Origin of the sequence: Gracilibacillus kekensis (assembly GCF_900143085.1) — a bacterium.
GTDB lineage: Bacteria > Bacillota > Bacilli > Bacillales > Amphibacillaceae > Gracilibacillus > Gracilibacillus kekensis.
This window is the reverse complement of sequence record NZ_FRCZ01000009.1, coordinates 72,637-93,315: the sequence shown is the minus strand read 5'-3', so window position 1 is coordinate 93,315 and position 20,679 is coordinate 72,637. Positions and strand designations below refer to the sequence as shown.

The following is a 20,679-nucleotide window of genomic DNA, read 5'->3' as shown; positions in this document are numbered from 1 at the left end:
TATGGAAAAGAAATGGAGTATACGACTGATTCAATTCTCCGCAATTTTTGGTTTTTTTGGAACCTATTTAGGTTCTCATATGGCCGGCGTGATGGAATATTCGCTTCGTCCAATTCATGCACATATTTTATTAGTGGGCTGGTTGTCTGTATTCGCCTGGGGAATTTTTTATCAATTATTTGAGATCAAATATAAAAAGTTGGTCACAGTCCACAGTATTTCTGCCATGCTTGGTGCAATCGGATTAACCTCAGGGATGTGGTTTTATAATCTTAATCCCTTTAACTTTAGTGAAATGTTTGTGATGGTCTACTTTATTGTTGGCGGTACGATTTTATTGATTGCTTTTTTCTTATTTACAGTCATTACGTTTTTTACTGTTCCAAAAGCAAAAATAAACTAAGATACTTACATTTACCACCATCCTATTTGGATGAATATTAGACTTACAGAACTATAGAGAGAGTATTTTATTACCTTGGAATATAGTATTTAAAAGTGGCCGCCAATAAAATAAAGAGATTGATGAAGAATTAATCAAAGAATATCTCATGAAAAACTGACCTCTTACATTATTCTGTGAGAGGTTTTTTTATTCCTTCACATCCATCTGCCCACGCTATAGTTATTAGCCCCAAACCAGCCCCACTTAGCCCCAAATACATTCATCTTATTGCATTATCTTGCATTGCTCACATATTTGTATAAGTGGCCTAAAGACTGTTTTAACGATTTGTTGCGAATTCAATGGCCTTTTTAACGTGACCATTTGCTTTGACAAGCACTTTCTTGCATCTGTAATATCGCAGTTAGCTTTTGCTATTATTAAGGAAAGTTTAATATTATTATTTGTTTCTTTCATTAATTGCTGCACTTCTGTTTCTGAATGATTTGTTAATTGAATAAGCATTGTGATATAATGCCTCTTCTGTCCAACTCTCACATACGTTAAGTCACTTACAACTACTTTAAGTTCTTGATCCTGGTCAAACGCTCGATTGAGTGCATTCCCTACTTCCGAGTCATTACATGAAGATTTAGACGGGTTGAATTGAGCAACGGTATACTTGGAAACAAGTCCTTGTTCTTTCATGATACGCCCAATACGACTTCGGGAAACGATCCAATCCATCTTTTTTACCTCTACTTTGATCTTTCGTTGGCCATAGTTATTTCGGCTTTTCTTAAAAATATTCAGAATCAGATCTGTTAATTCTTCGTCTTGGTCATCACGAATCTTTGCTTCATAATAGTATGTACTTCGGACCATTTAGGACGTCGCACATTGCTGATACCGAGTATTTGTGACGATTATTCCGGATCACATCACTTTCGTCCCATAATCAGCGTGGCCTGCTTTGATATACCATTTTCCATGGTCAGTTGTTGCTTTTCTTTACGAAGTTTGACTAACTCTTCTTGTTCTGATGTGCGATTGTCTTTTTCCTGGAACGATCCACTATTCTGGTACTGTCGGACCCACTTATCATAGGATGAAGGAGTTAATTCATAGTCTTTAATAATTTCTGCACGGGGTTTTCCAGAGGCATGCTTTTGTAAACTTATCATTAATAGTCCAAATCTCCAAGCTGTACCACAGTTAGATCTATTTTTCTTATATTTACCCCCTCTTCTGTAAATATGATCTTTCATTATTTTGCAGCATCCTTTTCAATCATTGTATCTTATTACTGTTTATTTCCTTTGCACAGTTATTAATACAAACATTAGAAAACTTTGTAATTAAAAGCTTAAAGAATAAAGGGAGCCGTGTCTTTAAGTTGTTCATGCAGATCAAGAAGAAATTAGATAGTATGGCATCCAAGATCACATTCAAAGCAGCACGGATTATGACGCAAGTATGGTTCTAGCAAAGAAACTACTTTTCTTGTAATGATAGAAAATAGATGGAAGTTCCCAACTGAATCAAACAGATATGTACAAGGGAATAGGTATTTTATTTGTGTAGCACTTAAGGTTGAAGTGATTCGACACCCAATTGGGGTTTTCTATTATTTCTAATAATCGCTAGCATCATGTTTATAAAGTATCAGAAATATTAAAATTATCTTATATAATAATGAAATAATTATTGATAAAATTTAAATGGATAAGTTTAAGTGTAAAAAATAAATTGTAAAGCAAAATAATAATTAAAACATAATTATATTTATAATTTTATTATTTAGAGTGTCGATTGGTGAAATTAACAATTAATAAAGGAGAGTTGAAGTTATGGAAATGACCGGCTTAATTGGAAGATTATTAAATATTTCTCAATGGATAGTACGTTTAATTGGAGTTAATTTACTTTGGTGTCTATTTAACTTTCCAATTATATATTTAATTATTAATACAATGTTTATTAGAACAGAATCAAATAGTTTGTTAATGATCTATACTATCGCACTCTTACTTCCATTTGTATTTTATCCAGCAACGACTGCTTTATTTGGAGTTGTAAGAAGGTGGGTCATCGGGGATGCTCATGCAGAAATCATGAAATTATATTGGCGATATTACAAGGAAAATTATATGAGAAGTGTGCTTGGGGGGCTTGTTTTTACTAGTATCTCCTTTTCTTTGTTTTATTATTTTTTTGCGTTAGGTTTTAGTAGCAGTTATATTGTATATTTTTCCATTCCTATCGGTATCTTTTTCGTAGCAATCATTCAAAACTTCTTTTCTTTAACTGTTCACTGCCATTTAAGTTTTCTAGTCACATTAAAACAATCGTTACTTTTATTTTCAATGCATCCTTTCACTTCGATATTATCTGTACTAGTTACAATCGCAATTTTTTATGTCTCTTTTTTTGTTTTCACATTCTTGATTCCATTTATGATTGCCTCATCAATAGCATATATTGTATTCGGAAATTTTTATATTTCGTTCTCTAAAATTACATCTAAATTAAAAACTCAGACTATTTAATGTTTTCTTAGATTAGACTTTGATACAATACGTATTATTGGGAACGGAGAATTATTCCACTAGGTACTAAACATGAACACTTAAGTATTTCAAAGAGATTATTCATTATATAGTTAATAAAGTATCCATAATATTAAATTAATTATCTATAAAACGGTAAGCGGTTACATTAAAATGGATTTGTAAGCAGAATTGATTAATATATTAGGGGGAATACAAAATGTACAAAAGATGGTTGAGTAATTGGTTAGTCTTGATAGTACTTTCATTCACATTAATCGCATGTAGTGATGATGTTGAAGAAACTGGAAAGGAGGAAGAAGGTTCAGATAAAACGGAAGAAGCAAGTAAGGGATTTGAACAAGGTAAATATGATCCACCAATAACAATTGATGCTGTGAGTTGTAGTAATACTATTCAGTATGCAGATGGAGATTCGTTGGAAGATAATGTGCACACTCGTTGGGCAGAGGAAGAACTGGGAATAAAAATCAATTATATCTGGGAAACAACTCAGGAGGAATGTGATACTCAGTATAACCTCAATATGACTGCTGGTTCAGAGTTGCCAGATGTTATGATGTCGTTTGATCCTGTTTTTACGTCTCAGCTTATCGATTCTGGTCAGATGATGGATATTTCTGATGCTTATGAGAAATATGCATCGGAGCAAGTTAAAGAATACATTGGTAGTGTAGATGGAGCCTTTGATAAATATACTAGAGAAGACGGTGTGTATGGAATTCCTATTCCCTCGTCAGCTATGAATAATGATCCAGTATTATGGCTACGAGAAGATTGGATGCAAGAACTAGAACTAGAAGCTCCTGAAACATTGGATGATGTTGACCAAATTTTTGATGCATTCACTGCCGAGAAAGCAGATTTTGGAATGGCGATGAGCTATGAAATTTCCGACTGGATTGCTGATACTTCATGGGTATTCGGTGCATACGGAGATGCAATTCCAAAGCAATGGGTTGAAAACGATGAAGGTGAACTTGTCTGGGGATCCGTACAACCTAGCATGAAAGAAGGTCTCGCAAAATTAAATAGTTGGTTTGAAAAAGGTTATATAAGTTCAGAGTTTGGTGTGCAAGAAGGAAATGATGCAATAAAACTTATCACAAGTGGTAAAGCAGGAATGTCAGCAAGTCCTTTTTGGGCGGGAACATGGCCTCTAAGTGATGTTACACAATTAGATGAGGATGCTCATATGAAACCATATCCAATTCCTGCAGGTCCAGATGGTTTAAAAGGTCGAAAAGGAAGCAGCGTTACTCAAGGAGGCATGTTGGTTCATAAGGATTTCGAGCATATAGATGCACTATTTCTATATCTCAATAGGTTATATGAGGGTGCTGATCCAGAGGCAGGACATGAATTTGAATATGGGTATGCAGAGGGAATCGATTATGTAATGAAAGATGGCGAAGTTTCTTATAATGATGAGGATTTCGAGTATGGTAAGAAACTCTTAGTGTCTAAATACTTCTTGACGACTCAACCACTTATAGACCCTTATTTAGAAGTGGAAACCTTAGCTAAGCTTCATGAAGGTGCCGAACCAACAACACCTTATGAGAAAAGGGTTGCAGGACAAAACGATATACGGAAAGAAGCGGCAAGTGTTTTAATGTCCCAAGAAGATATATCTGTTGTAGATAAATATCAAGGACCGCCAACAGATACGATGGAAACTCGATGGGATGTATTGCAGCAAATGGAGTCAGAAGCTTACTTAGCTATAATTTACGGCGATAAAGATTTAGATTATTTTGACAAGTTTGTTGAGGAATGGTATGCAAATGGAGGAAAAGAGATTACTGAAGAAGTGAATAATTGGTATCAAGAAGTTCAAAACGCTACTGACTAAATATTTTTTTGGAATTAATAGTATGAAGGGTAAAAGTCTGTCCCAAATGTATTTAACTGGGGCAGACTTTTCATATGGCGTAATATGGTGAACCTAAATAAAAGTTAATAAAGTATAACAAATATTAATTTACATTACTTATATCATTAAAATTCTATTGTTATTATTATTTTATAGCCATTAAACGAGAGGAGATTAGTTAAAAGTGGAGGAGACAAATGAAATAAACAACCATGAAAACAAGAGAAGAACCGTAAAAAAATCAAAACTTAATTGGAAGAGGGCAGCACCTTTATACCTCATGTTAGTGCCGGGTGTGATATTTTGCATTGTATTCCAATATATACCGATGGCGGGGCTTATAATTGCATTCAAAGACTTTAAGCCATGGCTTGGTTTTGCTGAGTCGCCATGGGTTGGTTTAAAACATTTTGAATTTTTATTTTCTTACTCAGGAAATCTTCAAGTCATTTATAATACAGTAATCATTTCTGTATTAAAGCTTGTTTTGGGGTTAATAGTACCAATTGCATTTGCGTTATTATTAAATGAGATTAGAAAAATGGTATTTAAACGAACGATACAAACAATGGTATACTTACCATATTTTCTCTCCTGGGTTATTCTAGGTGGAATTCTACTTGATATGCTTTCTCCTGAAGGTGGGTTAGTAAATAACTTTTTGGGGTTCTTTGGAATAGATCCTATTTTCTTTTTAGGTTCTAATACATGGTTCCGTCCGACAGTAATCATAAGTGACATTTGGAAAGAGTTTGGTTTTAGTACAATAGTATATCTCGCAACTTTAGCAGGTATAAATCCTTCTCTATATGAAGCGGCAGAGATGGATGGTGCAACAAGGAAGAAACAAACATGGCATATTACCCTTCCATGTATGATGCCAATCATTGTTGTTATGGGTATTTTGTCATTAGGAAATATCCTGAATGCAGGGTTTGACCAGATTTTCAATTTATACAATCCTCTAGTGTATGAAACAGGAGATATAATTGATACATTTGTGTATCGAGTGGGACTTGTCAAAGGAGATTTCGGTTTTGCCACAGCAATGGGAATGTTCAAATCTGTAATTGGATTTATATTCATTGTAATCGCTTACCGATTAGCATATAAATTTGCAGACTACAAAATTTTCTAAATCAGGAGTGATATCATGTACTATAAAAATAGAGGCTACAAAATATTTAATGTTTTTAATTATGTCTTCCTTTCTCTTTTGGCGATTCTTTGCCTTATTCCTCTGATTCATGTTTTGGCCGTTTCTTTTAGTGGAAGTGCGGCAGCGGCAGCAGGTTTTGTAGGGTTATGGCCTGTTAACTTTACAATTGATGCATATACAGAGACATTAGGAAATGAAAAGTTTGTTAATTCAATTTTTGTTTCAATTCAAAGAACGATACTTGGTACGGTCATACCGATGTTAATGACCATGCTGATCGCCTACCCATTATCAAAAAGTAATGATATAATCAAAGGAAGAGCTATGATAACATGGTTTTTTGTTTTTACGATGCTTTTCTCTGGTGGAATAATACCAAACTATATTTTAATTCTTGAGTTGGGTTTAATGAATTCAATGTGGTCACTAATATTACCTCATACGATTTCAGCATTCCATATTGTATTATTACTTAACTTTTTTCGGTCAATACCTAAAGAAATTGAAGAAGCTGCAATTATGGATGGAGCAGGACACATTAAAACTTTATTTAAAATATATCTACCATTGTCTATGCCTGCAATAGCAACTTTATCTTTATTTATGATGGTATTCCATTGGAACTCATGGTTCGATGGTTTAATTTATATGAGTAGTTCTAGTAACTATCCATTAGCCACCTTTCTTCAAACAGTAATAGTGCAACAAGATTTTTCACAATTAAATTTATCCCCAGAAGAAATGGCAAATATCTCTGAACGAACTGTTAAATCAGCTCAAATTTTCATTGGGGCTTTACCAATATTATTAGTTTATCCGTTTCTTCAAAAATATTTCGTTAAAGGGATTGTGCTTGGAGGAGTAAAAGAATAAAGAGAGTTGAAGCCTTGTAGAAATCTAATGCGGCTTTAACTAATCTTCTCCTATATTTTTTGGAAATAACTATCTTTAATAAATATAATAGCTAAGTAATAGTTAATAAGATTTATTTAATTTTTCCAATCTACAACTATTATTCAGCTAACAAAATAGACACATTAATGTAAACCTTTTCATCATAAAGTGGAATGCGTTTCAATTGGAATTTTTTAAATAAAAGTAATATGAAATGAGAGTATACTTTTGGTGAACTCTAAATCATAATTAATGAAGGAAGTGGGAATATGAAAAGACAGAGGAAAATTTTTCATAGGTTACTTTTACTAGTTCTTATGATTATTATACCTGTAACTGGTCTTTTTTTATATTCCAACCAAGTTAGCTTAAAGACAGTGAATAATCAAATAGAGATTTCACAATTAAATCAATTGAAGTTTCTTTCTCATCAAATAGAAACTAATATTAATAAACTTACTGAATCAGCAATTACATTACATTATGATCCAAGTATCAAGTTATATCGAAATCAACATGTTACTAATGATTTATATAGCAGTATTTGGACCAAAAGGAATATTGAACAGAAATTACAATTACAACAAGCATCAGGAAATTGGAAAAATGAAATGGCTATGTATTTTCCAAGAACAAAGACGGTTATATCTCCCAAATTATCAAGGACTTATGATTTGGATCAATTGAAATTAAGGGTAGATAAAGAATGGACTTATGAAAAAAGCGAGGGTTCCTCAGTAGGTGATTTTGTTAAGTTTATATTAGCACCATCATACACTTCAGTAAACAATTTATCTTCGGCGAGTTTAATTACTGAGATTGTGTTTTCAGAAAAAAACATACAAGATATTTTAGATGACTACAAAGTAGATGGACAAAATGACCCTATTTTGTTTCACTCCTCAAGTGATATTATCTATAATCGTTCTATTGATGAAGAGGAAAGTGAAAAGTTAAAAAAAGCAATTAGTTCTAATATGGAATTGTTTAACAAAGATACTGCGAATAACATAATAAAAATAGCTGATCAAAAGTATTTATTTACACATATAAAATTAGAATCTTTAGGATGGTATTTGATTGATTATACTCCTTTAGATATTGTAGTTTCTCCAATAAACGAAATAAGGCAGATTTATTATGCGATAGTTGGTTTTTTGATTTTTCTGAGTATATTATCAATTCTTTACATTTATAAAACCGTACAAGTACCAATAAAGAAATTGTTAAAAGGTGTAGAGAGCGTGAAGCAAGGAGATTACTCAGTAAGAATAATAGAACAAAATAACAACGAATTTGGTTATTTGTTAAAACAGTTTAATCAAATGGCCTATAAAATTCAAAACTTAATTCAAACCGTATATGAAGAGAGAGTAAGAGCAAAAGAGGCAACAGTTAAACAGTTACAATCACAAATAAACCCTCACTTTTTATATAATTGCTTAGCGTATATGAAGAGTATGGCTAGATTAAATAGAAACGAAATGGTTGAAAAAATGTGTCTGCACTTAGGTGGATACTATCGATATACTACTCGAACTGATGAAGAAATGGTGAATTTGGAAGAAGAACTCAACTTAGTAGAAAATTATGTAGAAATTTACAATTTAAAAACGAATAAAATTAGATTGACAATAAATATTCCTGAAGAAATGAAAAAAATAAAAATTCCACGACTTTTAATTCAGCCTATAGTAGAAAATTGTATAGTTCATGGGCTTGAACTCAAAGAAGACGATGGTTTGATTTCGATTTCTGGAGAGCTTTGTAATGAAAATTATCTTATAAGAATTAAAGATAATGGAAAAGGTATGGCGAATGATGAAATCTCAATTCTTCAAGGTAAACTTAACACTCCGCTACAAAATGAAATGGGATGTGGAATATGGAATGTTCATCAAAGGTTAAAACTGAAATTTGGTGAGGAGTCTGGCGTAAAAATAATAAATTCAAGTCCCAGTGGATTTATTGTAGATCTTACATGGCATAAAAAAGGGGAATGGTAAACAATGCAATTATTAATTGTAGATGATCATGCGCACTTAGTTGATGAACTTGTCTATACAATAGATTGGGACAATATAGGTGTTCATTCAGTTTTACCAGCGTATTCTGCTAAGGAAGCATTGTCAATCGCTCAACTAAATCAAATAGATATTGTGATAACAGACATTAAAATGCCAGGAATGACAGGACTAGAAATGATTAAAGAAATGCGCAAATCAAATCACAGCATAAAATTTATTATAATAACTGGCTTTAACAAATTTGAATATGCTAAAACTGCTCTTCAAAACGAAGTAAGTGAGTATTTATTAAAGCCAGTTTCGGAAGAAGAACTTATAAGTGTAGTTGATATATTAATTAAAAAGATAAAAGAAGAGAAATCGCATGAAGTTTCTTTTAGTCATGCTATGGATAGTATAAGGGAAAACTTATCTAATTGGAGAGCAGATATTTTATTAAATGTATTGTATGGGAAAGCGGGTGATCCCATAAAATTAGATGAACAATTTAAAAAATATAAACTAGATTTTCAATCTAATGATCAGGTATATCTTATAGCTATTAGAATCGATGAAATCCCAATGAAATTTGATCTGAATGACGTTTCATATATTGAATATTCAATTAAAAATATAGTTGAAGAAATTTTAGCGGTAAAATTCTTTTGTTGGTCAGCGATAGATCATCAAGGCTTCCTAATGTTTGTCATTAAAAAGAAAGAAGTAATAGACGATGAGGGTATTTTATTTAATCTTGAAAGGGATTTATTGCAGATTAAAGATAGTGTAAAAAAGTATATCAAATCATCTGTTTCAATTTATTCAAGTGACGCAGGATCATTGATAAATAATTTGCCAGGAATGTACAAACAAGCCTTGGTATCATTACTAAAAAGTCTTGATAATAATATAGTTTATATTGATAAATCCAATGGTATTACTAATGATGAAAAAATATTTGAATTTCAAAGTTTGTACGAACCACCTACGCTTACCCAATTGTTAGAAGCTAATGATTGGATGGGTGCGGAGAATAAATTGCAAAAAATATTCCATGAATTAAATTCTCGAAAACAAATAAATATTTTAGAAGCTTATTACTTGATCTTATCATCTTTCATTTATATAGCACATAAAAATAGTTTTAGTTTACCAGAAATTATTGGTGGGGATATGAATGAAATTTTTGAAGGCAAAAAATTAAGTTCAGTTAATCATTTATCAGAATGGATTTATAGTATTTTTAATAGAATTAAGATAGTAATAACAGATGAAAGTAATGAAAGTAATCAAAGCAGAAGTATGATTGTTAGAAAAGTTCAACATTACATTGAAGCGAATATTTCAAGAGACCTCTCATTAAAGCAAATTGCTGATCAAGTATATCTTCACCCGGTTTATTTATCGCGTTTATATAAAGAAGAAAAAGATGAAGGAATCAGTGATTATATCACAAGAAGAAAAATAGAGCGTGGGGCTCAAATGCTAAAACATACAAATCTAAAAATTTATCATATTGCAGATGAATTGGGTTATCAAAATGCTAATTATTTTTCCAAAATTTTCAAAGAGCATTTTGGGATGACTCCAAACGCTTATAGAAAATTATGAATAAAATATAAGTAAGATGATGTATACACTTAGAGTCCTCATTTGATCTCTTTTAAGGATATATCTGAAATAGGTGACATATAAGATAAATGAGGTAAAAGATTAATAAATTTTTCTTGTCTGTTGGCATAAACTCATCAATCTATAACTGTTAGACTAAATTATAATTTGGGAGGTAACTCAATGGCGAAAAGTAAAGTGACATTGAAATTAGATTCGGAATTAATAAATTTACTTAATTCAAATTATATCGAATTGGTTTATGCTGGCTGGTTAGGTAAAGTAATAGGTGTGCGACATGGAGCGAATATTGAACAATGGGATTATGCTAGAATTGCGAAAGCATTTGGAGAAATCAGTAGTTACCCTCATCATTTTAAAAATTTTGCTGCTGATGACGATACAAATGGTCCTTTATTCATTTTAAGGTCTTTGGAAGATTACACATATACCAGGAATATTACTGCAAAAGAAATGGGAGATACGTGGTTAAATTATGCCCCTGATGGTCATGGTTTTTATTGGTGGGGAGGATACGGGAAATCTACGGAGCACACTGCCTATTTAAATATGAAAAATGGGATATCTGCACCGAGATCTGGATCTATAGAACAAAATGGCGAAGCTGTGGCTGAACAAATCGGTGGACAAATTTTTATAGATGTATGGGGCCTGATTGCACCAGGTAGACCCCAATTAGCAGCTGAGTATGCAGGAAAAGTGGCTAGTGTTTCACATGATGGGAATGGTAAATATGGTGGTATGTTTATAGCAGCTGTGATTGCTGCAGCCTTTACAGAGAAAAATGTAGATAAACTAATTGAAATTGGCTTAAGTGTTATTCCGGAAAATTGTGAATATGCTGAAATGACGAGAGATATTATAAAATTTTATAAAAAGGAACCAAATAATTGGAGATCTTGTTTTAAATACGTGTATGAAAATTACGGATATGATAAATACCCCGGTAATTGCCATATCATTCCGAACGCAGCTGTCATTGTTTTATCTATTTTATATGGCCGTGGGGATTTCTCGAATTCTATTAACATTTGTAATATGTGTGGTTGGGATACTGATTGTAATGTAGGAAATGTAGGCTGTGTTCTGGGTGTTATTAATGGTCTTAATGGAATAGATGATTCATGGAAGAAACCCATTAATGATTTCTTATGTTGCTCAAGTGTAATCGGAACTTTAAATATTTTAGATATTCCTTGGGGAGCTTCATATATTGCACAATTTGGATATAAAATTGCTGGAGTAGAGCCACCGAAAAAGTGGAGAGATATTCTTAATCAGAAAGAACGAATATTCCATTTTGAATATCCTGGATCAACACATGCGTTTCGCGTAGAGAGTGATGCTGGATCAGATGTGACAGGTTTCTTAATGAATACAGCGGAAGATTCAGCTAGTGGTGAACGGTCTTTAAAAGTAGTATTTGATTATGCTAATGGTGGATTTGGTTATAGAACGTTCGTAAAAACTTATTATACTCCGGAAGATTTTGATGATAGTCGGTATGATCCAAGTTTTTCACCTATTTTATATCCAGGACAAACATTAAAGTGTAAGGTGAAAGTACCTAAAGGAAGTATTGAAGAGGTATTGGCGACAATTTATATTAAAGATAGGAATTCTAATCAAAGGATTTATGGGGAAAAATTCGAATTAAAGATAAGCGAATGGAATGATATAGAATATAAAATACCATATATGGCTGATGTATGCATTGAAGAAGCAGGAATGGAGTTAATTCCTGTTCAAGAAGAAAATAGACAATCTGTATTACCTACTTTAATTGCATTTTTAGATGATTTCCACTTTACTGGTAAACCGCATTATGAAATAGACTTTAAGAATGAACATTTGGAGAAATGGAATGAACTTCATATAGAAGTAAGTCAACTAACTTATTTAAGGGGTAACTGGAAGTTAGAAGATGGTGAATTAAGTGGTAGTTACTTTGGTGAATCAGCCGAAGCTTATACAGGAGATTTAAAATGGACTGATTATGAATTTGAAGCAACTGTACTACCTAAAGTAGGTAATAATCATAGTATAAACTTTCGAGTGCAAGGTGGAATTCGTTCCTATGCCATAGGTTTATCAGAGTTGAATCAACTTGTTTTATATAAAAACAATAAAGGTTATAAGGTATTAAAATCTGCGAAATATAATTGGGAAATTGATGCTAACTATACTTTAAAAGTAAGAGCTATAGGAAATGAATTTAAGTGTTATGTAAATGATCAACTGATATTAGAATTTAAGGATAAAAAAGAGCCATATATGCATGGACAAATAGGCTTTTCTAATTCTAAAGGAAGTCATACTCATTATAAGAAATATAAAATCAAAGGATTATAACAGTATTTTCACTAGTGGCGTATAAATGAATTGTGAATTTTCTGACTATTTTACTTTGCTTTTTTGATGAAAAAGAAAGACAACTATGAAGGTACAAGATCTACATAGAGCATACGATGTGTAGTGTAATGAAGTTAACGAACCATGATCGTTCAAAAGTAATAATAGTAGACGATTCTTCTGAGCAAAATTGCAGTAAACCTGTTAAATTACTAGCACGTTGCTTTGACCACGCATCTCAAAATAATGCCTTTTTAAAAGGTTTTTCTTATCCTTAAAGTTAAATGTTTTATTACGTGTAATTCTTTAAATATCACAGTTAATTCATTGTGTAGTTGCTTAATTACGTCATTATTCGATTTCATATAGGGGACATCCCTTCTGTATGGTATGTGGTTCTCGTCAAATCAACTATACCAAAAGTTGGGATGTTTTTTTATGCTTATCTTAGATTGAATTATCCAGTATAACAATTACTAGGTTTACAGGTATTAAAATGAACTAGGTTTTTCTAGGTGCGCAAGTTGAGTAAATTACTAAATATAGTCATTTTGAAATTTTTAATAAGGAGGCGGTATAATTGTACGATGTTGAGTTAAGGACCGAAAAAATGCCATTTGTTCTAGATATGGGAGAAACATTTACAACTTCTAATTGGTTGCATCCTAATCGATTATTAGACTTTCATGTCTTTATTTATATATATAAGGGAAGGATGCAGGTAATAGAGGAAGAGCGAGAGTATTGGCTGCATGAGGGAGATGTTTTGTTATTAAAAAAAGGGTTACACCACTGGGGAACCGTTTCAGCATTGGCAGGGACAAAAACATTTTGGATACATTTTGATACTGAAGATGAGAAGTCCCACTTTAAATTATCTTCATTTATGACTAAGATTTCTGAGGCACAAGAGTTATTTAAGCGAGAAGACTACTGTTCTATACTTGTTCTTCCAAAAAAATTAACTATACAAAACCGTACTTTTGTTGAACGGAAAATAAGCGATATGTTGTGGACCTTTCGTTCCCGCGAAATACTGAAACATTTAACGACAGCAGCTTTGACGATGGAGTTTTTCTTGATTATATATAGACAGCAAGTTCTAGAAAGCTGTTCAAGTAATTCAAATCGGATAGTCCAAAAGGTTAAAGAGTATGTTGAATCTCATTATAATGAAAGATTAAACGTCGAGATGTTAAGTGATGAATTACAGTTAACCTATAATTATATCAGCACTGTGTTTAAAGGAAACACAGGCTTTTCTATTTCTTCATATCATGAACGGATGCGAATAATTCGCTCCACTGAACTTATGAAAAATAGTAATATGAATATCTCACAAATCAGTCAAAAAGTTGGATATGAAGATCCGTTATATTTTAGTAGGGTATTCAAAAAAGTTACGGGTTATTCTCCTTCAACATATTTAAATCAGATATATCGAATAGATTTAAATTTAAAAGGTTATATATCAGAATAAAGTCCATGTTTTTCATCTCTAAATCTATACTATCAATCTTTAAATAAACCTATAATTAGTATTAGAAATATTACATATTTCTAATTAATAGTTTTTCACATGGAGGAGATAAAAGATGAGAAAAAGGAATAAAATTAATGTGGGGATAGTAGGGTTACAATTTGGTGGACAGTTTGCACCTATTTATAAGCTTCATCCTAATATAGGAGAAGTGGCCATATGTGATACTAATAAGCAACTACTTCAGAACTATGGGGACAAATTTAATTTTGAGCGTAGATATTCTTCCTTAGACGATCTTTTAGAGGAAGATGACATTGATGCAATTCATTTGGTAACTTCGATACATTCTCATGCCACACAATCAATTCAAGTATTGAATTCGGGGAAACATTGCGCTTGTACTGTTCCAATGGCAACAACAATAGAGGAATTAAATGCCATAGTTGCTGCTCAACAAACAAGTGGTAAAAACTATATGATGATGGAAACGGCAGTATATACTCATCAGTATTTATATGCCCAAGAGGCATATAAGCATGGAGAGCTAGGAGCAATTCAATTCTTACGTGGTGCACATTATCAGGATATGGAAAATTGGCCTCCGTATTGGAAAGGACTTCCACCCATGCATTATTCTACTCATGCAATAGCCCCACTATTATCAATATCGGATGCTAAAGCAGTCAAGGTTCATGCGTTTGGATCAGGTACAATGAGGGAGGAACTCCAACAACAATACGGTAACCCATACCCTATTGAAACAGCTATTTTTCAGCTTGACCGAAAGTGTCTTAGTGCTGAAGTTACAAGAAGCTTATTCGAAACCGCAAGAAGCTATATGGAAAGTTTTAATATATATGGTAAAAAAGCATCATTAGAGTGGCATCTAGAGAATGAGCCTTTAGTTCGCTTTGAAATGGAAAATAAAATCGAGGGAAGAGGGAGGGTAAGTACTTATAGTAAAGTAGTAACTGAAAATAGATCTGAGACTCTACCCTCTGAAATCTCACATTTTATGACAAAACAAGAGCATCTGGATGAAGATAATCCACATTTATCTGTTTTACAAGGGGGGGCTCATCATGGTTCCCACCCACATCTGGTTCACGAATTTGTGAGTAGTATAATAGAGAATCGGTTACCAAAAATTGATGCAGTAACGGCAGCTAATTGGACAGCAGCAGGAATATGTGCGCATGATTCCGCAATGCAAGGTGGGAAAGAGATAACTATTCCAACATTTAATAAGTAATTCTAATAAATGGATGGAAAAATTGAATTGTCCGATTATTAAGGTTTCAGATTAATCAATCGAAGAAACAGCTTGAATTATATATGAATATAAGGTCTGAAATATAAATGAATGAGGTTTTAAATACAACAATCAAAAGCTACAATTGAAATGGAGTGAGTAGATGAAGAAAAGAGTATTAGTAACAGAACCAATCCCGAAATCAGTAGTAGATTATTTAGAAGCTGAAGTAGAATTAGAAAGATGGAGTCACCCGGAAAAAATCCCCAAAGGTTTATTGTTACAGAAAATCCCGTCATTTCATGGGCTGATTACATTCAAAGATAATATTGATCAGGAATTTCTACAAGCTGCATCACAATTAGAGGTTGTTAGCAATATTTCTGTTGGATATGACAATTTTGATATTGAGGCAATAAAAAGATCAAAAATAATAGCAACACATACTCCATACGTGTTAGATGAAACAGTAGCTGATTTAATATTTGGCTTAATTCTTGCAACAGCTAGAAGGATACCAGAACTACATCAATATGTAAGAAATGGAAAATGGTCCAAATCTGTTGACATTTCATTGTTTGGACACAATGTACATCATAAAAAGCTTGGTATTATCGGTATGGGAAGAATCGGCGAAAAAGTGGCAAGAAGAGCTAAGGTAGGCTTCCAAATGGATGTATGCTACTACAACAGAAGTCGTAATCATAAGATAGAAAGTGAGCTAGGTGCACATTATGAACAGATGGATGAGCTACTAAAGACTTCTGATTTTATTCTATTGATGACACCTCTAACGGAACAAACCTATCACCTTATCGACTATGAAGCCTTTCGAAAAATGAAGCGGACAAGCTTTTTTATTAACGCTTCACGAGGTGCTGTTGTGGATGAAGCCGGTTTAATTAACGCACTCGAAAATCAGTTGATCCAGGGGGCAGGATTAGATGTATTTAAGCAAGAACCAATTCAACTTAATAATCCATTATTAAAGATGGAAAATGTGGTTACATTACCTCATATCGGGTCTGCAACTGCTGAGACAAGGGAAGAAATGAAATTATTTGCCGCCAAAAATATGCTCCAGGCATTAAGAGGGGACACACCTGATGCAGTAATAAAAGAACTTAATTAAATGAGGAGACTGGGACAAAACCAGTAAATCTTAGAAAATAAGGGTGTCACTTCCCAACCGAAGTTGGGAAGTGACACCCTTTCCATCTTTAGGTTCTCTATTTCTATTTTACAAGCAAAAAAGTACTATTCTGGGTTCCATTCACTTGTGAGTTACTCAACTTTGTCTTGGATGAATTAACCTGTTACGATTTGTTAAATAAAAGGATGAAACATATTCTGATAAACTGCAGCCTTCTTTCTTCTTAAACATCTTACCGAAGGTATGAACATCCGCATAGCCGACTTCGTGTGCAATTTCACTAATAGATAGATTAGTGTTAATTGCAAGATCTTTAGCCCTTTGAACTCGAAGCCATGTTAAATACTGCATAGGAGAAATATTATATTCCTTTTTAAATAAAATTGTTAAATAGTTTTTACTTAAACCAGATAGGTGCTCCAAATCTTTAATCTGAATATTTTCATTGAAATTATCGATAATATAATTTTTAATTTTTATTAATTTAATTGAGTTCTTTTCTTGAACGCGGGTGAGGTTCTTAGTTGTTGATTTTTCGTTTACTAAATCAGCAAGCACTTGGAGAAGTAATTGCTGACACTCCATTTGAGAGAGCAAACCAGGTTGATGATATAGGGTAACGATGTTTTGAAGCTTTTCTCCTATAGGATGATCATAATAGTTACCAAGGTCATGTAATTCAGAAAAAAGTTCGTTAGCAGGAAAATGTGCATCACCAAAATGAAAAACTAATGAGATACAACTATACTGTTCTCCAACGGTTGTTCGAACTTCATGGAGTTCACCAGGGCGGTGAAATGTGATATCCCCTTTGCGGGTGATATAGGTTTTGTTTTCAAACGAATACTCAGCTACCCCGTTAAGCACGTACTGAATTTGGTATTGTTTATGAATTCCAAACTCTTTTACCCATGGATCAGGAGCGTGAAACAAATGAGCTAAGGTAATATATGGTGGATAATGATAATTAGGGAGATATTGTAAAGTTTCACTAGGGTCAAGCATAACAAGGTCACGGACCATTTCCCCTTAAGCCTCCTTCGTATAACTATTGTCTAAACTTATTTTATCAAAAAAAGTGTTAATGGACACATATTTATACATTGAATCTAAATACAACGTATTTCTTTTTTTGTAGAATGAGGGTAATCACGATGAGTTCTGAAAACGAAATGAGAAGTAGAAAAACTTAATATTAATTCCTTATTTTAATAAAGTTTTTTTGGAACTCTTCTACTTAAATTTTCAAATCTACTAAAGTTATTCAGGAGGGTTATTAATGAAGAAATTTAAAATAGCGGTGGTCGGGGCAGGGCAATTTTCACAATGCTTTATTCCTTTGTTTAAGTCACATCCTTATGTAGAGGAAGTAGTCTTAGCAGAGGTAAAAAAAGAGCGTCGTGATAAATTTGCTAAAGCATTTAGTATTAAGAGAACGTTTTCCTCACTAGAAGAAGTTTTAAAAAGTGATGTTGATGCTGTCGCATTATTCACACAAAGGCATTTACACGGACCACAAACTATCCAGGCACTGCAAGCGGGCAAGCATGTATACTCGGCAGTGCCAACTGCTCAAAGCTTGGAAGAAATAAGAGAGATTATCGAAGAAGTAGAACGAACTGGCCTCATCTACATGACAGGGGAAACAAGCTATTATTACCCTTGTACCGTCTATTGTAGAGATCAATTTAAAACAGGGGAATTTGGTGATTTCGTTCATGGGGATGCTCAATATCTACATGATATGTCACATGGATTTTATGAAGCATATCAATATTCAGGAGGATCTGATTGGAAAAAAGTAGCTGGCATACCGCCTATGTACTATCCAACTCATACAGTAAGTATGATTCTCTCTGTTACTGGAGCAAAAGCTACTAAAGTGTCATGTCTTGGTTATGTCGATAAACATGAAGATGGTATTTTCCGTGAAGGAGCTAACTTATGGAACAATCGATTTAGTAATGAAACAGCAATGATTCGTACATCCGATGGTGGAATGGCTCGACTAAATGAATTCCGTAGAGTTGGATGGGGAGGACAAAATAGTGTTTATATGAGTATGTTCGGAACAAAAGGTAGTTATGAGGAACATGCAAATGGCTCATCTTGGAGCTCCCTAAAGTGGGGAGAAGTCATAGATTTAACAGACCAGTTAAGCTGTCAAGATGCTTATATTCATCTAGAAAATAAATCGGATGGACAACAGCTGCATCAAGTACTACAAAACGACTTTAAAACTTCATTAGCAAAGATACATAATGAAGACCGATTACCTTTGAGTTATACTGGCAAACCTAACGGACACTTAGGGTCACATCAGTTCTTAATTGATGATTTCATGAAATCATTGCACACAGGGGATCTTCCTCCTAATCATGTTTGGAGAGCTGCAGACTATTTAGTGCCAGGTCTTATTGCGCATGATTCTGCATTACGAGATGGAGAAATGATGGATGTTCCAGATTTCGGAAGCCCTCCTGCTAATTGGAAAGTGTTAGATCCAGAGTTGTTTCGTGCGGATCCAGTAAATTAGTACGTAGTAGGTAAAATGCTATCAACTAATTAAAGTAAGAATTGTCCGGCCAAAATTACTCTATTTACTATAATTGCTTTTTAAGTCTTTGTAGTTTATTACTTGATTGATTTCGGCTACTACTATATTTATAAGATGATGAAATAAAGAAGTATTTTCCTTTTTGTATGTCTAGAGGAATTGCACAATTTTAATAGATTGAACCAGAAACTCTCGACGTTATGAAATTTGTCGAGAGTTTTTTGTAAGAAACATTAATTATGTCTTTATTGGCCTTGTAGCTTCTAAAAAAAATCGAAAATATGAATTTTCTTGATGATTCTCTTTCTTGGCTATTCATGCTGAGCGTATAAAAGATAGTATTAATTTTCTTTATAAATTCTACGATACTCTGTTGGTGTCATTTTCTTGAATTCTCGGAAAACTCGTGAGAATGTTTTGAATGAGCTGTAGCCGACTTCCATTGCAATATTTGCGATTGACAGGTCGGTTGAATTTAGTAGACTGCAAGCATGTCTGATCCGCACCTCGTGCAAAAAGGCAATGAAATTCTGCCCAATTTGCTGCTTGAAAAGCTCACTGAGGTAAGGAGCACTCACGAAAAATTGCCTTGCAATTTCTGTTAATGTAATATTTTCTTGATAATGGGTATGGACGTAATGGACAATCGGCCAGATCGTATTTTTCTTAACAGCCCCTTCGTTACGATCAAAAACAGAGACGGAATGCTGACGGGTTCTTTCAAAGATAACCAGTATTTCCAGCAATTTCAACTTAATCATAATTTCCTTCCACGGCTTTTCACCATGATATTCAGCGAGCATTTCCTCAAGAATTATATTAATCCCTCTCAATAGCTCGCCATCAAGTTGTACAAATGGTACCAGTGCTCTCTCATCAGAGTAATCAAACAATAGTCCATTGAGTGCGAAGTTTTTTACATTTGATTCAAAGAGGAGATCCATCCCGAAAATACAATTATACAGCTTGAGGGGCTGATCTGGTTCGGCATGAATTTCATGAATCTGGTAAGGCAGGATAAGCGTGAACGTTCCGGGCTTCATATCATGCTTTTTTCCATTTATAGTTTCTGTTCCGCGTCCTTCAATAACAAATGAAAATTCAAGGAAATCATGCCGGTGTGATGGGAAATATGATTGGATTTCATGAATTGAGAGATGGAATGGAAATGAGCTCTGCTGATTTGGAAATTCAGATAAATACTTTGGAAAAATAGTCATTGCGATATTACACCTCGACCGAAAAAATGGGATAAAAAGCTGAAAAACTGACACGCATTTTTGTTGAATTCATCGTATCATAGAGCCATGAAACAATCTAGTTTTTTTAGAGTTAATGTTTACTATTTGTTTCAAAAAAT

The 20,679-nt window shown here is 33.3% G+C and carries 14 protein-coding genes and 2 pseudogenes; 13 read left to right on the top strand and 3 right to left on the bottom strand.

Going from position 1 to position 20,679, the window contains the following annotated elements:
- Position 1: 1 nt before the first annotated feature.
- A complete protein-coding gene (locus BUC25_RS17585) occupies positions 2 to 403 on the top strand; it encodes a hypothetical protein (protein ID WP_073203182.1) in 402 nt (133 codons plus the stop codon).
- Positions 404 to 889: 486 nt separating this feature from the next.
- On the opposite strand, the pseudogene BUC25_RS19210 reads toward BUC25_RS17585, so the two are convergent.
- Positions 890 to 1,569: pseudogene (locus BUC25_RS19210) on the bottom strand (IS3 family transposase); the annotation flags it as partial.
- Between the two features lie 666 nt (positions 1,570 to 2,235).
- On the opposite strand from BUC25_RS19210, the gene BUC25_RS17570 reads away from it, so the two are divergent.
- The 11 genes and pseudogenes from BUC25_RS17570 (at position 2,236) to BUC25_RS17525 (ending at position 16,741) form a co-directional block, all read left to right on the top strand.
- On the top strand, positions 2,236 to 2,934 hold the full coding sequence (locus BUC25_RS17570; RefSeq protein WP_073203181.1) for a YesL family protein: 699 nt from the start codon (positions 2,236 to 2,238) through the stop codon (positions 2,932 to 2,934).
- Between the two features lie 220 nt (positions 2,935 to 3,154).
- Positions 3,155 to 4,810: a type 2 periplasmic-binding domain-containing protein gene (locus tag BUC25_RS17565; protein ID WP_073203180.1), complete on the top strand. Its 1,656-nt coding sequence runs from the start codon at positions 3,155 to 3,157 to the stop codon at positions 4,808 to 4,810.
- Positions 4,811 to 5,111: 301 nt separating this feature from the next.
- Positions 5,112 to 5,969, top strand: coding sequence for an ABC transporter permease (locus BUC25_RS17560; RefSeq protein WP_084543525.1), 858 nt, complete (start codon positions 5,112 to 5,114; stop codon positions 5,967 to 5,969).
- 15 nt (positions 5,970 to 5,984) lie between these two features.
- The gene (locus tag BUC25_RS17555) at positions 5,985 to 6,863 is read left to right on the top strand and encodes a carbohydrate ABC transporter permease (protein WP_073203178.1); all 879 of its coding nucleotides are present in this window, start codon (positions 5,985 to 5,987) and stop codon (positions 6,861 to 6,863) included.
- A gap of 290 nt (positions 6,864 to 7,153) precedes the next feature.
- Positions 7,154 to 8,890: a sensor histidine kinase gene (locus BUC25_RS17550; RefSeq protein WP_073203177.1), complete on the top strand. Its 1,737-nt coding sequence runs from the start codon at positions 7,154 to 7,156 to the stop codon at positions 8,888 to 8,890.
- Between the two features lie 3 nt (positions 8,891 to 8,893).
- Complete coding sequence (locus BUC25_RS17545; RefSeq protein WP_073203176.1) at positions 8,894 to 10,501, top strand: response regulator transcription factor; 1,608 nt, start codon at positions 8,894 to 8,896, stop codon at positions 10,499 to 10,501.
- 183 nt (positions 10,502 to 10,684) lie between these two features.
- A complete protein-coding gene (locus BUC25_RS17540; RefSeq protein WP_073203175.1) occupies positions 10,685 to 12,874 on the top strand; it encodes an ADP-ribosylglycohydrolase family protein in 2,190 nt (729 codons plus the stop codon).
- A gap of 122 nt (positions 12,875 to 12,996) precedes the next feature.
- Positions 12,997 to 13,140 (top strand): annotated as a pseudogene (locus tag BUC25_RS19470) (IS4 family transposase); the annotation flags it as partial.
- Between the two features lie 314 nt (positions 13,141 to 13,454).
- Positions 13,455 to 14,354, top strand: coding sequence for a helix-turn-helix domain-containing protein (locus BUC25_RS17535; RefSeq protein ID WP_084543522.1), 900 nt, complete (start codon positions 13,455 to 13,457; stop codon positions 14,352 to 14,354).
- Positions 14,355 to 14,469: 115 nt separating this feature from the next.
- A complete protein-coding gene (locus BUC25_RS17530; protein ID WP_073203174.1) occupies positions 14,470 to 15,609 on the top strand; it encodes a Gfo/Idh/MocA family protein in 1,140 nt (379 codons plus the stop codon).
- 163 nt (positions 15,610 to 15,772) lie between these two features.
- Positions 15,773 to 16,741: a 2-hydroxyacid dehydrogenase gene (locus BUC25_RS17525; RefSeq protein WP_073203173.1), complete on the top strand. Its 969-nt coding sequence runs from the start codon at positions 15,773 to 15,775 to the stop codon at positions 16,739 to 16,741.
- 156 nt (positions 16,742 to 16,897) lie between these two features.
- Here the strand turns inward: BUC25_RS17525 and BUC25_RS17520 are convergent, their stop codons facing one another.
- Positions 16,898 to 17,785 carry a helix-turn-helix transcriptional regulator gene (locus tag BUC25_RS17520; protein ID WP_139251859.1) on the bottom strand — a complete coding sequence of 296 codons (888 nt, stop codon included), beginning with the start codon at positions 17,783 to 17,785 and terminating at the stop codon, positions 16,898 to 16,900.
- Between the two features lie 256 nt (positions 17,786 to 18,041).
- Here BUC25_RS17520 and BUC25_RS17515 point away from each other — a divergent pair, with 256 nt between their 5' ends.
- The gene (locus BUC25_RS17515; RefSeq protein ID WP_073203172.1) at positions 18,042 to 19,298 is read left to right on the top strand and encodes a Gfo/Idh/MocA family protein; all 1,257 of its coding nucleotides are present in this window, start codon (positions 18,042 to 18,044) and stop codon (positions 19,296 to 19,298) included.
- Between the two features lie 362 nt (positions 19,299 to 19,660).
- Here BUC25_RS17515 and BUC25_RS17510 read toward each other — a convergent pair whose 3' ends face one another.
- Entirely contained in the window at positions 19,661 to 20,539 is an 879-nt protein-coding gene (locus tag BUC25_RS17510) for an AraC family transcriptional regulator (protein WP_073203171.1), read from the bottom strand.
- Positions 20,540 to 20,679: the final 140 nt, after the last annotated feature.

Coding starts and splice junctions, on each gene's coding strand:
- BUC25_RS17585 (WP_073203182.1), top strand. CDS start 2: ATGGAAAAGAAATGGAGTATACGACTGATTCAATTCTCCGCAATTTTT.
- BUC25_RS17570 (WP_073203181.1), top strand. CDS start 2,236: ATGGAAATGACCGGCTTAATTGGAAGATTATTAAATATTTCTCAATGG.
- BUC25_RS17565 (WP_073203180.1), top strand. CDS start 3,155: ATGTACAAAAGATGGTTGAGTAATTGGTTAGTCTTGATAGTACTTTCA.
- BUC25_RS17560 (WP_084543525.1), top strand. CDS start 5,112: ATGTTAGTGCCGGGTGTGATATTTTGCATTGTATTCCAATATATACCG.
- BUC25_RS17555 (WP_073203178.1), top strand. CDS start 5,985: ATGTACTATAAAAATAGAGGCTACAAAATATTTAATGTTTTTAATTAT.
- BUC25_RS17550 (WP_073203177.1), top strand. CDS start 7,154: ATGAAAAGACAGAGGAAAATTTTTCATAGGTTACTTTTACTAGTTCTT.
- BUC25_RS17545 (WP_073203176.1), top strand. CDS start 8,894: ATGCAATTATTAATTGTAGATGATCATGCGCACTTAGTTGATGAACTT.
- BUC25_RS17540 (WP_073203175.1), top strand. CDS start 10,685: ATGGCGAAAAGTAAAGTGACATTGAAATTAGATTCGGAATTAATAAAT.
- BUC25_RS17530 (WP_073203174.1), top strand. CDS start 14,470: ATGAGAAAAAGGAATAAAATTAATGTGGGGATAGTAGGGTTACAATTT.
- BUC25_RS17525 (WP_073203173.1), top strand. CDS start 15,773: ATGAAGAAAAGAGTATTAGTAACAGAACCAATCCCGAAATCAGTAGTA.
- BUC25_RS17520 (WP_139251859.1), bottom strand. CDS start 17,785: ATGGTCCGTGACCTTGTTATGCTTGACCCTAGTGAAACTTTACAATAT.
- BUC25_RS17515 (WP_073203172.1), top strand. CDS start 18,042: ATGAAGAAATTTAAAATAGCGGTGGTCGGGGCAGGGCAATTTTCACAA.
- BUC25_RS17510 (WP_073203171.1), bottom strand. CDS start 20,539: ATGACTATTTTTCCAAAGTATTTATCTGAATTTCCAAATCAGCAGAGC.